The sequence below is a fragment of the Sulfitobacter sp. TBRI5 genome (genome assembly GCF_051013555.1).
Taxonomy (GTDB): domain Bacteria; phylum Pseudomonadota; class Alphaproteobacteria; order Rhodobacterales; family Rhodobacteraceae; genus JL08.
This window is the reverse complement of record NZ_CP112884.1, coordinates 874702-888971: the sequence shown is the minus strand read 5'-3', so window position 1 is coordinate 888971 and position 14270 is coordinate 874702. Positions and strand designations below refer to the sequence as shown.

Annotated in this window: 11 protein-coding genes and 1 pseudogene; 6 read left to right on the top strand and 6 right to left on the bottom strand. The window is 55.7% G+C overall.

Features of this window, described 5'->3' with window-relative positions:
- Window positions 1–48: 48 nt before the first annotated feature.
- Window positions 49–1068 carry an IS110 family transposase gene (locus OLX72_RS04615; protein WP_433989920.1) on the bottom strand — a complete coding sequence of 340 codons (1020 nt, stop codon included), beginning with the start codon at window positions 1066–1068 and terminating at the stop codon, window positions 49–51.
- Window positions 1069–1732: 664 nt separating this feature from the next.
- On the opposite strand from OLX72_RS04615, the gene OLX72_RS04610 reads away from it, so the two are divergent.
- The 5 genes from OLX72_RS04610 to OLX72_RS04590 all read left to right on the top strand — a co-directional run bounded on the left by OLX72_RS04610 (window position 1733) and on the right by OLX72_RS04590 (window position 6103).
- Window positions 1733–2410 (top strand): TetR/AcrR family transcriptional regulator, encoded by a 678-nt coding sequence (locus OLX72_RS04610; protein WP_114870255.1) that lies wholly within the window; start codon window positions 1733–1735, stop codon window positions 2408–2410.
- Between the two features lie 64 nt (window positions 2411–2474).
- Window positions 2475–3506: a DUF1214 domain-containing protein gene (locus OLX72_RS04605; protein WP_433989919.1), complete on the top strand. Its 1032-nt coding sequence runs from the start codon at window positions 2475–2477 to the stop codon at window positions 3504–3506.
- 84 nt (window positions 3507–3590) lie between these two features.
- Complete coding sequence (locus OLX72_RS04600) at window positions 3591–4640, top strand: alpha/beta hydrolase (protein ID WP_433989918.1); 1050 nt, start codon at window positions 3591–3593, stop codon at window positions 4638–4640.
- Window positions 4641–4787: 147 nt separating this feature from the next.
- Entirely contained in the window at window positions 4788–4985 is a 198-nt protein-coding gene (locus tag OLX72_RS04595; protein WP_433989917.1) for a hypothetical protein, read from the top strand.
- Window positions 4982–6103 carry an alpha/beta hydrolase gene (locus OLX72_RS04590; RefSeq protein WP_254684580.1) on the top strand — a complete coding sequence of 374 codons (1122 nt, stop codon included), beginning with the start codon at window positions 4982–4984 and terminating at the stop codon, window positions 6101–6103. The genes OLX72_RS04595 and OLX72_RS04590 overlap by 4 nt, the downstream gene beginning before the upstream one ends.
- A gap of 792 nt (window positions 6104–6895) precedes the next feature.
- Here OLX72_RS04590 and OLX72_RS04585 read toward each other — a convergent pair.
- Window positions 6896–7837, bottom strand: a pseudogene (locus tag OLX72_RS04585) (IS110 family transposase); the annotation flags it as partial.
- A 114-nt stretch (window positions 7838–7951) separates the two neighbouring features.
- On the opposite strand from OLX72_RS04585, the gene OLX72_RS04580 reads away from it, so the two are divergent.
- Window positions 7952–8533, top strand: coding sequence for a hemerythrin domain-containing protein (locus OLX72_RS04580; RefSeq protein ID WP_114868712.1), 582 nt, complete (start codon window positions 7952–7954; stop codon window positions 8531–8533).
- Between the two features lie 644 nt (window positions 8534–9177).
- Here the strand turns inward: OLX72_RS04580 and OLX72_RS04575 are convergent.
- The 4 genes from OLX72_RS04575 to OLX72_RS04560 form a co-directional block, all read right to left on the bottom strand.
- Window positions 9178–10086, bottom strand: coding sequence for an SDR family NAD(P)-dependent oxidoreductase (locus OLX72_RS04575; protein ID WP_162797877.1), 909 nt, complete (start codon window positions 10084–10086; stop codon window positions 9178–9180).
- 4 nt (window positions 10087–10090) lie between these two features.
- Window positions 10091–11365: an MFS transporter gene (locus OLX72_RS04570; RefSeq protein WP_114868714.1), complete on the bottom strand. Its 1275-nt coding sequence runs from the start codon at window positions 11363–11365 to the stop codon at window positions 10091–10093.
- 9 nt (window positions 11366–11374) lie between these two features.
- Window positions 11375–12403, bottom strand: coding sequence for an aromatic ring-hydroxylating dioxygenase subunit alpha (locus tag OLX72_RS04565; RefSeq protein WP_114868715.1), 1029 nt, complete (start codon window positions 12401–12403; stop codon window positions 11375–11377).
- A 218-nt stretch (window positions 12404–12621) separates the two neighbouring features.
- Window positions 12622–14265: an ABC transporter substrate-binding protein gene (locus tag OLX72_RS04560; RefSeq protein WP_433989916.1), complete on the bottom strand. Its 1644-nt coding sequence runs from the start codon at window positions 14263–14265 to the stop codon at window positions 12622–12624.
- Window positions 14266–14270: the final 5 nt, after the last annotated feature.

Below are 14270 nucleotides of genomic sequence, written 5' to 3'. Positions count from 1 at the left end.
GCCATCACTTCATTGGTCTTGCTATCTCTTTGTACTTTCCTCTTCGTTTCAGGCTGTTCGTATTTCGTAGGGCTTATTGTGCGTTAGCACCGCCCAGATGATCCTTGCGGTTTTGTTTGCCATGGCAATGGCCGCCAGCTTGGTTGGCTTGCGCTGCAGGATGTCGGCAAACCAAGGATCAAATCGCTCTGGTGCGCTTTTGATCTGTTTGATGCGGGATGTCATACCAACGACCATAAGTCGTCGAATGTAGCGGTCGCCCATTTTTGATATGCGTCCCAGACGCTCTTTGCCGCCTGTTGATTTGTTAATTGGCGTCAGGCCCAACCAAGCCGACAAATCTCTACCGCTTTGGAACTGTTCGCCACTTCCCACAGTCGCCACGATCGCAGATGCAGTGATTGGGCCGATGCCTGGGATCGTTTGAAGCAACGCTATTCGGGGTTCCGACTTCGCCGCTGCAGTCATGCGGCGACCGTACCAATTCACCCGTAGATGCAGAGCTAGAAGTTGCTCGCTGAGGTCTGTGACAACATCGTTTGCAGCCTGCGGAAGTTCAGGTGAATGTCCTTCGATCACACTTTTGGCAAACCTGATGGCATGCCCAACACCTTGAGCGAAGATAATCCCGAACTCTGCCAACAACCCGCGCATCATATTGATTGTTTGGGTTCTTTGCCGAACAATCAGATCTCGCGCACGATGTAGCGACAAGATTGCCTGTTGTTCTGGTGACTTCATTTCCACGAACCGCATTGTCGGACGGGTGACGGCTTCGCAGATCGCCTCTGCATCCGCAGCATCTGACTTGCCACGCTTCACGTATGGCTTCACATAAATTGGGGCGATCAATTTCACCGCATGGCCCAGTTTACTCAACTCACGCGCCCAATAATGGCTAGAACCACACGCCTCCATACCGACCAGACAAGGCTCCAGCTTTTCAAAAAAGGACATCATCTGTGCGCGTCGCAACGAACGGTTAAAAGCAACTGTTCCGTCTTCGGTGATCCCGTGAACCTGAAAGATGTTCTTGGCCAAATCCAGGCCGATTGTGGTAACTTGCATTGGGTGGCTCCTCTCATAAGCAGTTAACGACAACTGCACTATGGCGCATTGCGACGCCGGTTGAAGCAGGAGCCATCCACCCCATCCCGCAAGGCGGTCATAGACGAATTTTTGACGACCGTCTGCTATCGCCCGAACCGGTCATTGACAGCAGAAAATTTGGTTTTTCGCGAACGAACGACCGCTGAGCAGCGCTTAGCCGTCATCTGAGAAAAACAGTCGGATGACCGAGTCGAGCCCAAAGCACCCGAATTGAAATCGCGTCCTTCGCTAACGCAGCAAACCGTTCGTCCTAACCAGTCTGATAATCTCGCCGCACGGTAGCTAAGAAAGCGGGCGTTTGCCATCGGCATAGCGAGGTCAGGGAGGCATATGAACGAGTGGCGGACTTTTCCGCCTTATGCGTGTATCGAGAAGTTCGCCAGCACGGATCAATTGGGTCAGTGGCCCAGGTGACGCATAGTTCCAGTTCGAACTGGCCCTTCCCTTGTTCGTAGCCGGCGATAGTTGCTCACCATATTGCAGCTCCAAAAGCTTGGGCACTTGGCTTTCGCTCACAAAGCCGCTTTTCAACACAAGCGGCCTCCTGGCAGATACGGAAGCTGTACTTGAAAAATGACAATGTGTCAGATAAAACAAACATTGTATCAGAAAATGAGTCGCAATGTCCGAAGCCAATCAAAAACCTGATCCGCCGATCGTGAGCCCGCAAGCGACGCTTCGCGCTAGCAAGTCAGATCGCACACGTGCCGCTATCTTGAATGCTGCGCTGGAGTTCGTCTGGATCCACCCGTTTCGTGATCTTACGGTCAACAAACTGATGGCTTCTACGGGTCTTAGCCGCTCGGCCTTCTACCAGTACTTCCAAGACCTGCATGACCTTATGGAAAGCTTGTTGGATATGCTAAAAGGCGAGGTTTACGCTGTTACGGACCCGTGGTTCGAAGGTGTAGGAGATCCGGTCGCGCGACTGAACGAATCCCTCGCCGGGCTGGTCGACGTCTGCTACCGGCTAGGTCCGATCTTGCGAGCGGCCAGTGACGCATCGACCACTGATGCGACATTCGAAGAAGCCTGGATTCAATTCATTGAACAGTTCGACGATGCAATTACAGCCCGCATCGAGGCCGACCAAGCACAAGGTCTGATACCTGAATTAGACGCCCGCTTCATGGCAATTACGCTGAACCGGCTAGATGTCTACACGCTTCTCAAGGCGTTTGGGCAGGGACCCAAGAGTAAGCCAGAAACGGTTCACGAAACCTTGGCGCGGGTCTGGATATCCACTCTTTACGGCAACGAGTGGCTCGAGAGCGGTTCCTCTAATCTGGTTCGAATATGAGACATCAGAGACCTCGCGCGCACGTATTTACGAACAACCAAACGAGCATTTGGAGGATGCGAACATGAAACAGAAAACGAAGTCGGTGATATTTTCCAGTGTATTTGCTCTGAGTGCCTGCGTAGCAGCATTCAGCTATGCGGCGGAGTCGGTTACGGTCGACAACTTTGTGAGGGCCGAGACCGACAGAACAATGGCGGCTTATGTGGAGCAGGGCGGGTTCGGCCAGTTCTTTCACATTCGTCAGCCGACGCCGATCGACAAGCAGGACGTGATCCGGATGCAGCGCGATACACTGTACTCAATTGGGGTGTTCGATTTGACAAACCCAATTACGATAACGCTTCCGGAAAGCGATGGAAGGTACTTGTCGGCTCTGATTATCAATCAGGACCATTCCATGCTGCCGATGGAGTATGCACCGGGCGCGTTTACGCTGAACCAAGATCTCATGGGAACCCGCTATGCAGTTGTCATTCTGAGAACGTTCGTCAACGCGAACGATCCCGCGGACGTTGCTGTCGGAGTTGACCTGCAAGATACGGTGACCATTGCACAGGACGATCCCGGCGCATTCGAGGTGCCGGATTGGGATCTTGAACAGGTTGAGACTTTGCGCAAAGCGATCAACGTACTGGCCGCGACGAAAGAGGATACATCCGGGTATTTCGGTGACAAGAATGAACTCAATCCGATCGATCACTTGCTCGGGACGGCTTTCGGCTGGGGCGGCAACCCGAAGGATGCGACGATCTATCTTAACGCGGTGCCGGAAACCAACGACGGTCAGATACCGCACCGCATGGAGATCTCCAACGAGATCCCAATCAAAGAAGGCGGATTTGTCTCGATCACGATGTACAACGCGGAAGGATACATGCAGGAAAACGACCTTGGGATGTATTCGGTCAATAACGTGACCGCCAAGCGCGACGAGGACGGATCGGTCACGATCCATGCTGGCGGCTGCGAGGATGGCCGGGTGAATTGCCTTCCGATCACCGAAGGCTGGAACTACATCGTGCGGATGTACAAGCCGGGACCGGAAATTATATCAGGTGAATACCAGTTCCCTGTGTTCGAATCCGTGAACTGAGCCAGTTCCAGAGCAATTCCGAGGTGACGTCCCAACCACTGTGGTTCGGACATGACCTCGGAACATTTAAGGAGTGTATTCGCCATGAAGCAACGCAATCGTCTACTCTTGCTCACTGTAAGTGTCGCCGCCGTCGCGCAAATCGCTACAGTATCCCTTGCTCAAGATGCTGAGCCCCCGTGGGCGCATGCGCCGGATACAATCTCGTCTGAATGGAGCGCAGCGCTTTCCGCACTCGGCCAAGGGCGGGACGCGGCGGTGCCTTCCCCGGATAATGTGCAAGCGTGGAAAGCACTGCAGGACACCGATATTACCGCAAAGATCAAAGCTGCAGCACCGTTCGTTGAGGCGTTCAACGGCACGCTTCGGGATATCACGCTTGGCGGCGTCCCGACGGTCGAAGTCACACCTGACAAACTGGCACGCAACGACAAGATCGCAGTTTACCTACATGGTGGTGCCTATGTCTTCAACTCCGCCAGAGGTGCGATCACCTCGGCGATCCTACTTGCCAATGAAACGGGTCTGAAAGCCATGGCCGTCGACTACACTCTGGCGCCACATGCCAAGTGGCAAGAAACCACGGATCAGGTCCTATCCGTCTTCGCCGCTCTTGGTGAGCAAGGCTTCGCGGCTTCGGATATCGTGCTCTACGGTGACTCTGCAGGCGGTGGCCTCTCGGCCGGCAGTGTCTTGAAGATGCGTGATCAGGGCATGGAAATGCCGGCAGCATTAATTCTCTGGTCGCCTTGGACCGATATCTCTGAGACTGGGGATAGCTACGTGACGCTCCGGGATGCCGAACCGTTCTTCACATATCAGGACGTCCTCGGTCCCTCGGCGCTGGCTTATGCACATGCGACGGACCACCGGCATCCCTACGTCTCCCCGGTCTACGGGGACTTTAAAATGGGCTTTCCGCCTACCCTCATCCAGGGCGGCACCAAAGAGATATTCCTCAGCAACTTTGTAAGGCTCTATCAAGCATTGGATCAGGCCGGGCAGACCGTGAAGCTCGACCTTTATGAGGGTATGCCGCATGTGTTCATGGCGGCTTTGCCGGAATCGCCCGAGTCAAGAGTTGCTGTGAGCAAAGCGGGCGATTGGGTGTCCGAGCACTTGCTCGATGATTGAATTGAGCCCTAAGAAGCCAACTGTATCCAGACCTTGTCGGGGGGGAAGGCTGGTTCATTGGGCTGCGTCTTTATGGGCCGTTGGACACTTGGTTTGACCAGTGGCGAACCGGCGAAAAAGAACTGATGTATTAGGAGCACAGGGATCATGAAGAAACTTTCGCGAACTCTACAGGCCGTTCTGGTATCAGGATTTCCAATCTGGACCGTCGCACTGGCTTTTGCAGAGGGTCCCAATGAGGGCTCTGGCGACTTGACTAGACATCCGTACTTTGCCGAATCCGTCGAGCCAAAAGGCAAGATGAAAATGAAACAATCGGCATTTCTGTTGGAAGGAAAACATTGACCAGGGTATCGAAATCCTTCCTTGCAAAATGGATATGCATATTGGTCGCGTCTTTCTCACTGGAAGCCTGCTCCGTGCCACCGGAACTGATTGGCGTTGATAATCCCAAAGTCCCCGTGGCGTCAGTTGAAACGGCGGTCAAACAAAAAGTATTCCTGATGACAACCCGGCAACCAACGGAAACCGTCGGTGCGTTTTTTTCTGATCGACGGGCTCCGGAACTGGGCCTAGCGTCTGTTCAGGTTTCTATTCCACCTACGCATGTTACAGGCGAATTGGAACGCCCCAAAAGGTTACCGCCAGACCCAAGATCTGAGTTTGCGGTCGTCGAGCCGACCATCTACGCGACTGACACAGCGTTCATCGCATCGATCAATCGTGAATTGCGCAAAATCCCAAGAGGGCAAAGGGACATTCTCTTCTTTGTGCACGGCTACAACAACACGACCAGTGATGCTGTTCTAAGGCTGGCCCAATTCGTCGAAGATAGTGGGTTTCAAGGTGTCCCCGTACTTTTTGATTGGGCGTCCGCTGCCAGCCTCACACGCTACGTTTATGATTTAAACAGCGCGTTGATTGCTCGGCCAAGGCTTCCCGAAATCAGCGCGATCCTGGCCCGCACCAATGCAGAAGGATACGACATATTTGCACATTCCATGGGCGCTTTCCTGACGATGGAAGCGATGAAAGACGCGGCACAGACAGGCCGATTCAATGCCGCAGGACGACTTCAGACTATCATATTGGCTTCGCCTGACATCGATATGGATCTATTCCGGGCGCAACTGGAGCAGATAGACACCAAATTCGACCGATTTTTCGTCTTGCTATCTGAAGACGACAGCGCCTTGAACATTTCCCGCCGAATTGCAGGCGGTGTTCCGCGCGTCGGCGCATCCAATATCGATGAGCTCGCAGCTCTAGGAGTTATCGCAATCGACTTGTCAAAAATAGACAATTCCAGTTCCGGTAGTCACTCGAAGTTCGCGGGCTCGCCAGAAGTCGTGCAGTTGATTGGCAATGGTCTAAACGACAACAGCCGATTTGACCGGAGTCAACGGGCCACTCAACTCAATGAGATTATTGGCGGAATTCCAGTTAGCATAGCTTTTCAATGATGCGCAATCGGCTCCTTCCATCTACATGCCGTTTGTGCTGCCACTGGAGACAAAATGGTCCATAACCTTTCCTTGATATTGATACGAGCCTCAGGCCACCTGGTCCGCAACTGAGACAACAGGCGCTGGCGCTGCGAAAGATTGGTTTGGGGGAATTGCGCTGCGATGCCGCAAAGCATCTGTATGCGGGGCTTGCGTCGACGCGATGAAATTCGCTGCATCAGCATTAGGCAGGTTTGTCCGCATCTTTCCGCTTCGTCGACGGCGCGGCGAACGGCCGGTTCAGAATCAGGGCAATTCGACCCGCCTCAACGACCGGTTTGCGGAAATCTTGCCGCAGTGCCGCGCCGACCCCAGCCTCCCGGTTGCCTTGCTGAGGCAGGGTTCGCTGCGCCAGCATCAGGCGGCTTAGTCCGCAACTGAGACATTAGCCGCCAGCGCAAGGAACGGCCGGTTTTTCGCATTGCGGCCATTGGTGCTTTGCGCCGCGAATGGACGCCCCGGAAATTGGTTATCTGGATGTCCCGAGATTGCCGAAGTCATAAGGGGAAGGGTTCGCAGTGCAATGAGTGATTTGCTGATTAGCGATCATACACATATTGCTAACTCATTCTTGGTACGATCTTGTCCAGATCGCCCTCCCGCAACCAACAAGAACGTACCGCCGCCCTCCGGGGCGGCGTTCGTTTTTGTACCAAGCGCCAAGATCCCCGCCAAAGTTCCAACCAGCGTCACTTCGGTCTCACCCCGCTTGGTGCCAGCGCGCACTTCGATGCGGTCAACCAGGCTGCGGATGCGCGTCGCGGCGGCTTCCAACCATGCGCCAAAACTAAACTTATGCCAGTTCTTCGGTCGCATCATGATGACCTGCGCGGCCTGCACAAACAGCATGCGGAGATACCGGCTGCCTCGTTTTGTGATACGACCCAGGATGGTGCGCCCGCCGGTGCTGTGTTGTCGCGGAACGAGCCCCAGCCAAGCCGCAAAATCTCGCCCCCGATCATAAGCCTCGCCGGTCCCGACAGCTGCAACCACAGCCGTTGAGATGATTGGCCCGATGCCCGGAATGGTCATCAGACGTTGGCAGCTTTCCTCGGTCTCGCTGACCTCTTTGATTTCAGATGTGGTCATATCGATCCGTTTATCCAGCCATATCCAATCCTGTTGGAGCCCCAGGATCAATCTCCGCATCCGCAAGGACATCTCGTCGCCGCGATTGCTAAGAATGGCTTCGAGCGAGGCGCGCAGAGCCGCGACACTACGTCGGACAGTGATCCCCTGTTCGATCAGAAAGGCCCGGATCTGATTCATTGCTGCTGTCCGACGTGACACAAGCCGTGACCGAACGCGATGCAGCGCCTGGAGATCAAGCTGCTCCTGCGTCTTCTCCGATACCGTCTTGAGATTGGGACGCAAAGCGGCTTCTGCAATAGCTTCAGCGTCATTGTAGTCGTTCTTCTGGCCCTTGTTGAAAGGCTTCACATAAATCGCGGGAATGATCCGGGGCTCGAACCCCATCTTGCTCAGCGTTCGGCTGACAAAGTGCGCGCTCAGGCAAGCTTCCATCCCGACAATACATTGCGGCAGCTCCTCAAACGTCGCAACCAACGCCATGCGTTTGATCTTCTTGCGCAAAACAAGCCGACCTTCTTTGTCAAAGCCAACCAAGTGAAATACGTCTTTGCCGATATCAACGCCAACTGACATCAGCTCATCAAAATCATTCTTCGCCATGCTACTTCTCCTTTTTGCAGTATAGGCCAAGCCTAACCTGCTGGGTGAAGCAGCCGGTACATCCCATTAGCAGACCTCCTTGACTTGGCGTGAGTTAAGCTATTCTTGATCGGCATGACTGACCTTTCAACCCAATTACTGGACGACCTCAGCCTCAACGAAGCTGGCCGACCAAAGGCGCCGCCAGTGCCGGAGGCAACAGACATACACCGTCGCCAAGGACGACAACTGGCCGCTATCCACCGTCATTATCTGATGGAGATGGCCCAAATCGGTGCGGTCCTGGCTCGGATCGAAGCGGGGGACACTCCACCTGAGCACCTGAAGCGTATCGTGCTTTCACTCGATATGGCTGAGAATTTTCGTGCGTTCGGATCTCTTTGCGGGCGTGAATGTCAGGTGCTAAAGTTTCACCACGACATTGAAGGCGCCGACATGTTTCCCCGGATCGAGGCAGCGGGTGGAGGTAAGTTCCGCGACATTGTGGCCAAATTGAAGGCAGAACACGAGGTGGTCCATGAGTTAATCATCCGCCTCGGTCGTGCAGCGGAGGCATTGGCGGAAGACCCTCGAGATGCGAATTTCGTTCAAGCCGCCACCACGTTTCGAAAATTGGAAGAGGTCGTACGCTCCCATTTCGGCTACGAAGAAACTGAATTAGCGGAGGCCATCGGGTATTACCTCGGAGCGATCTGACGGCGCATTTTAGACGATTCAGCATCATCGACATCAAAGATATTTCATCGCTCAAGGCAGACAAGCAATCGTCAAATTGGAAAGTCCGATTAGTCCGCTCAGCCGACATCGGTGCAGTCTGCGGCGAATGACTGGTCAGAGCCCCGAGCTGAAGTTTCAAGATCTCGCTGCGCGTGCTCGCAGCACGTAGGATGCTGCAAGACTGCAAGACTGCATGCCGCAATGCGGCAAGAAAACCGGACACTCATGCAGGTTACAGCGTGAACTCACGCTAAATGCAATTTCTGATACGCCGTTCTACACGATAGGTTTGACCATTTTTGTCAGGCGGTTTTCGTCGAAATCGACGGGTATTCGATGCTCAGGGCTTTCGCGCGGGATGGCAACGATTCTTCGGCGATCGACTGCAAAAATCCGCTTGTCGCTGTCACCCGTTCGGTTCATCAGGCGAGATATCGGCACCATCTGTCGTTGTTGATCTCGACCAAGCCCGTTTGCTTAATGCGTTTGCGGGTCGCAGAACCATACGGTTGTACCAACCGCGCCTTTGGCGCAGCAAACCCTGACAGATGTAGGGATGTAGCTCGGCTTTCGGAATGTGGCAGGCGATATGATGGAGGGGGAGGTGCGCGTATTGCCTATCGTTACGATGCGAGAATATCCCAGATCGCATTCAACCGTGCAGACCAAAGTTGAGATGTCTGATCCAGTGGCGGCTGTATTCCGTCGATGTCCGCAAAACCATAGTGATGTGCCAATTCAAGGAGCGGAAAACAACGCCCGGACCGCCCGGTCAGGTCAGGATCACAGAACAGATGCGCAATGGCGCGCCCTGTAAATTCCGGTGTGTCCGACTGGGCAAGGTCCTCTGATGAGACATCAAACCCCAAATCGGTATTCTCGGCCGCCATCAGGACACGCTCAGTGCGCACCCAGCGGGGCCAGACCGACACCGCGCTCACGCCGTGGGGGTGCAGATCATGGGCGATAGCGGACGTCATACGGTCGACTGACGCCATCGCCATACGGAACATCGGACTGTAATATTCGTCTTTTGATGCGCCTGCCGAGATATTGACGATCAGGCCGTGCCCCTGCGCCATCATCACTGGCGAGACGAAATGCGCGAGAAGATATTTCGAGCGCACACCAATTTCCATCATGGCGTCCCAGTCGGTGTCATCGCTTGACCAGATGTCGCCCTTGTAGTCGGCAGGAAACCCCATGGCACAATTGGCGAGGATGTCGATCTTGCCATGCTCGGCAACCACGTGGGCGACCATTTTCTTGATCTGAGCCTTATCTCTCAGATCGATCTGAAAGGGTTCCGCGCTGCCGCCCGAGGCGCGGATATGTGCGACGTTTTCGGCAAGCGATCCTGGCACAGTGGGGCCACCGGCATGCCAGTTGCGCCCCTCACCCTCGTTCAAAGTGCGTGCAGCCAGGACGACATGCGCGCCTTGCGCAGCCAGTTCGCGGGCGATGCCCGCCCCGATCCCGCGGCTTGCGCCTGATACCAGCGCGATTTTTCCCTTGAGCATTTGGCCTTCCATGTCGCTACTCTTGCCCCCGCTGTTCTGTTTCGTCATCTTCCTCAAGAGCATAGACCGAAGCAGAGGTCTTGGGCACCGGTACAAATTCAACCCGTTGCCCGCGTTCGCCCGGTGTTGCCGCCGTCGTCAGCAATCGCGCGCAGACGACGACGGCGAGCCCAAGCAGCAAAACCGCGATGAACAGGAACAGCCCACCAGGGCGGTCTCCCGCCATCAGCAACGCCGCCGCAAGGGGGCCCAGTGCCGCCCCCAGACTGTAGATCAACAAAAGCCCGCCGCTCAGTTCCACCAGCATCGCATTGGGGGCATTGTCATTGGCGTGGCTCAGACACAGCGGATAAAGCGGCACCATCATCGCGCCAAGCAGCACCGCCATGCCGTAAACCGGCAAACCGGGTGGCAAATGCACAAATCCGATGATGATCCCGGTGACGAAGGTGCCAAAGGCAGTCGCGCTAATCACCAACCGGCGGTCCATGCGATCCGACAGCCAGCCGATGGGCCATTGCGACAGGGTGCCGCCGAGGACAAAGCAGGACATCAGGATGGTCACATCAACCACATTCAACCCGCGCTCCTGACCGAATACCGGACCCATGGACCAGAACGCGCCTTCGACCGCGCCTACGAACAGACATCCGACCACCCCAACCGGCGACACGGCAAGAAGTTTGCGCAGGTTGATCCGTGCCGAAGGGATCGGCTTGGGGGTTGAGGTGCGGATCAGGGTCAGAGGGACAATCGACAGACAGATCAGCATGGCGATTGCCATGAATGCGCCGGGGGCATTGATTTCAAAGAGATTGACCATTTGCTGGCCGACCATCGTCAGAAGGTTCGATACGATGATATAGGCCGACAGCACACGCCCGCGGTTGAGATTGGTCGAACTGTCGTTGAGCCAGCTTTCCACAACGATAAAGAGGGCTGCCAGAATGATACCACTGAAAAACCGAAGCGCGCCCCAGACATAAGCCTCAACGGCCAGTTCATAGGACAGGCTGAGCGCGGTCAACACCGCTGCCAGCCCGGCAAAGGTTCGGATATGCCCGACGGACATGATCAACCGAGGCGCGAAGAAACACCCGACCGCGAAACCGCCAAAATATGCCGACCCCAGCACGCCGATATAGGTTGTCGAAAATCCTTCGAGGTTCGCCCGCATCGGCAGGAGGGTCAGAAAGAGGCTGTTCCCGGCAACCAGCAGGCCTGCGCAAAACAGGATCGTCGCGATTGTCCTGACAGAGCCAATCCGAGGGTGTGTTTCAGGGGCCTGCATGGCGCTCGGCTAGGCGCCGGAACTTTCGGCATCGATCAGCTTTTGCAGCCTGCGCCGGAACAGCAGCGGCCCTGCGTCAATCGCAATGTCGATGGTGCCCTCCGGCCGCGCGCTCATGCCTTTCTGGACATGGATCAGCACGTCGCGATCCTCGTTGAACGCCGCTTCGACAGAGCGGCTCATATAGGCTGAAATCTCGGCATCGTCCGGACAGGTATTGCGGATCTGGAACCAGTAATAACGTGTTGTGGTCTCGTCTACGGGGGTCATGAAATTGTAGCTGTCCATCTGGAAGAACTGGCCGTCCGGCAGGTTTTCCTCATCCCCACCGGTGCCTGCCGGGCAGAAAACGGCCTTGATGTAGGCCAGGCAGGGATAGCGCACCTCGTAGTGCTGTTTGCGGTCGCAATTGCCCTCGAATGGTACAAGTTTCTGATAAAAAGGCGCCACTTCCACGTCATACATCCAGCGCGAGACAAGAACGCCGCTGTCATCGCTGGACACGACCAGCGGTTCCTCTTCGCAGGCGGCATTGCCGAAAGAGGATTGGTGAACCCAGGCGACGTGCGAGGGATCAAGCAGGTTGTCAGTGATGTATAAGTAATTGCACGGAAATCCCATGGCCTCGCCCCGGTTGATCCCCCAGTTCGGGTCATCGTAATGCAAGACCTCAAAGATCGTATCGGGATCGGCGCGTGCGGGATCTCCCATCCAGATCCAGACCAGACCATAGCGGCTGAAGACTGGATAGGCGTGGATATTGGCACGCGTTGGTATGTTGTCCTGCCCGGGCACCCGGATGCAACTGCCCGCGCAGTCAAATGTCAAACCGTGATAGCCGCATTCAAGCGTGTCGCCCTTGATCCGCCCCTGAGACAGAGGCATTCTGCGGTGGGGGCAGGCGTCATCAAGTGCGACGGGGTCGCCTGCCTCGGTGCGGTACATCACGATCTTTTCGTTCAGCACAACGATCTGCTTCAGGTCGCGCGTGATCTCTGCATCGGTTGCGGCGACATACCAGGCATTTCTAAGATACATTTTAGGGCTCCCCAATGGGTGGTGGCGTTTTGGAGGTCATCCTTGGCTGCGTCCGGCCAAAATCAGAATGCTGCGACCTCGACCAGAGCAAGTCCGGTCAGGATCACCTGACGCGATTTCAATTCAGCATGTCCGTCGGCAGGCCGCGGGCCTTATGGGTCACCTACGGGTATCTCCGGGATGCATCACGCACCCCGGGGTAAGACACGATCAGAGGGTCAGCTGTCCATCCAGACCTGATTGAGGTGAAACTCCTGCGCCTGATGCGCCGTGAGGTTTTTGACCTTGTCCGTGAAATGCCGGGTCTCAAGCCGCCAGTAGGGTTGGACGAGCGTCCCGGACTCCTGCAGGATCCGTTCAACCTTTTCCATCAACGCGGCGCGCTTGGCCGGATCGGCCACAGCCATGGCTGCCGCCAATGCTGAGTCAAATTCCGGATCGCTATAGGCAGATTCATTCCACGCCTCACCAGACCGATAGGCCAGCGCCAGCACCTGCACGCCAAGCGGGCGCGCGGCCCAATCTGTCGTCGATGCCGGGTATTTGGTCCAGTCATTCCAGAACGTAGAGCCGGGCAGCACCGTGCGTTTCACATTGATCCCTGCGCTGCGCAACTGGTCAGCGATGGCGTCGGTCGTGTCCTTGCGCCAGCCTTCATCAATCGAAATCAGATCAAACTCGTGATCGGTCATGCCTGCCTCGGCCAGAAGCGCTTTGGATTGTTCAACGTCCCGCTTGAAGGCGGGCAGCGCAAAATACTCCTCGTGCATTGGGCCGACATGATGGTTTTCGGCGACTTTACCCAGGCCATTCACACCCAGTTCCATGACGATGCTGTTATCAACGGCAAGCTGCAGGGCTCGGCGCACCCGCGGATCATCATAAGGGGGGGTGGCGTTATTGAAGCGACACACGACCGTGGCTGCGGTGGCCACATCACTGCGGACCAGACCGATGCCATCCAACAGCTCCACGGCGCCGGCCTGTGTTGTCAGGTTGGCGTCAACCTCGTTCGATTCAAAGGCAGCGGTCGTCGACGCGATGTCCTCGCCGTAGTCAATGAATTCGACCGCATCAAGGAAAGCATCGCCGCCCCAGTAACCGGGGCGCCGCACAACGCGGGCCTTTGTGCCAATTTCCCAGCTTTCGATCTCATAGGCACCGGTACCAATGTTATACTGTGCCACCATATCGCCATCGGGATCAAAGCTGCGGTGCACGATCAGAGACGGATAATCCGTCATCGCGGCAATGAGCGTGATATCTGACGCAGGAAGGTTCAGCTGCACAGTGTGGTCATCCAGGGCCACAATGCTGCCCTCAATCGCGTTCCTCGTCTCGGCATCTACAAGTGAGCTGAAACGTGCAGCCATGGAGTTGCCCTCGACATCCGCCTCGCACCAGCGTGTGATGTTGAAAACCACGTCTTCGGAGGTGAAATCATCACCGTTCGACCATTTAACGCCTTTGCGCAGATTCAATGTGTAAACGGTTGCATCATCGTTGACCTCCCAGCTTTCCAGCAAGGTGGCGACAAAGGTGCCATCCGATGTCCAGCGCACAAGGTATTCGCAGCTTTGGCTTGAGACATAGGCGTCCCAGTCGAACAGACGCGCATCTTTCTTCCCCGCGCTGCGAACCGGGCAGGCAATGCGCAATGTGCCACCGGTTTTTGCACCGCTGGTGTCGGCCTTGGCCGGTGCGGCCAGACCGCCAAGCGCAAAGGCACCGGCAGCAGTTACCCCGACGGACATCATGGAAGCCAGAAACTCCCGGCGCTTCATGCGCCCGCCCTTGAATTCTTTGACAAAGCTCTTTGTCAGCGGATGCAGCGTGCGCCGCGTGAGCATGTAATCTTTCATTGTCT

What these genes read in the sequence shown, in the direction of transcription:
- OLX72_RS04615 (WP_433989920.1), bottom strand. Translation starts at nt 1,068, where the DNA reads ATGCAAGTTACCACAATCGGCCTGGATTTGGCCAAGAACATCTTTCAG.
- OLX72_RS04610 (WP_114870255.1), top strand. Translation starts at nt 1,733, where the DNA reads ATGTCCGAAGCCAATCAAAAACCTGATCCGCCGATCGTGAGCCCGCAA.
- OLX72_RS04605 (WP_433989919.1), top strand. Translation starts at nt 2,475, where the DNA reads ATGAAACAGAAAACGAAGTCGGTGATATTTTCCAGTGTATTTGCTCTG.
- OLX72_RS04600 (WP_433989918.1), top strand. Translation starts at nt 3,591, where the DNA reads ATGAAGCAACGCAATCGTCTACTCTTGCTCACTGTAAGTGTCGCCGCC.
- OLX72_RS04595 (WP_433989917.1), top strand. Translation starts at nt 4,788, where the DNA reads ATGAAGAAACTTTCGCGAACTCTACAGGCCGTTCTGGTATCAGGATTT.
- OLX72_RS04580 (WP_114868712.1), top strand. Translation starts at nt 7,952, where the DNA reads ATGACTGACCTTTCAACCCAATTACTGGACGACCTCAGCCTCAACGAA.
- OLX72_RS04575 (WP_162797877.1), bottom strand. Translation starts at nt 10,086, where the DNA reads ATGGAAGGCCAAATGCTCAAGGGAAAAATCGCGCTGGTATCAGGCGCA.
- OLX72_RS04570 (WP_114868714.1), bottom strand. Translation starts at nt 11,365, where the DNA reads ATGCAGGCCCCTGAAACACACCCTCGGATTGGCTCTGTCAGGACAATC.
- OLX72_RS04565 (WP_114868715.1), bottom strand. Translation starts at nt 12,403, where the DNA reads ATGTATCTTAGAAATGCCTGGTATGTCGCCGCAACCGATGCAGAGATC.
- OLX72_RS04560 (WP_433989916.1), bottom strand. Translation starts at nt 14,265, where the DNA reads ATGAAAGATTACATGCTCACGCGGCGCACGCTGCATCCGCTGACAAAG.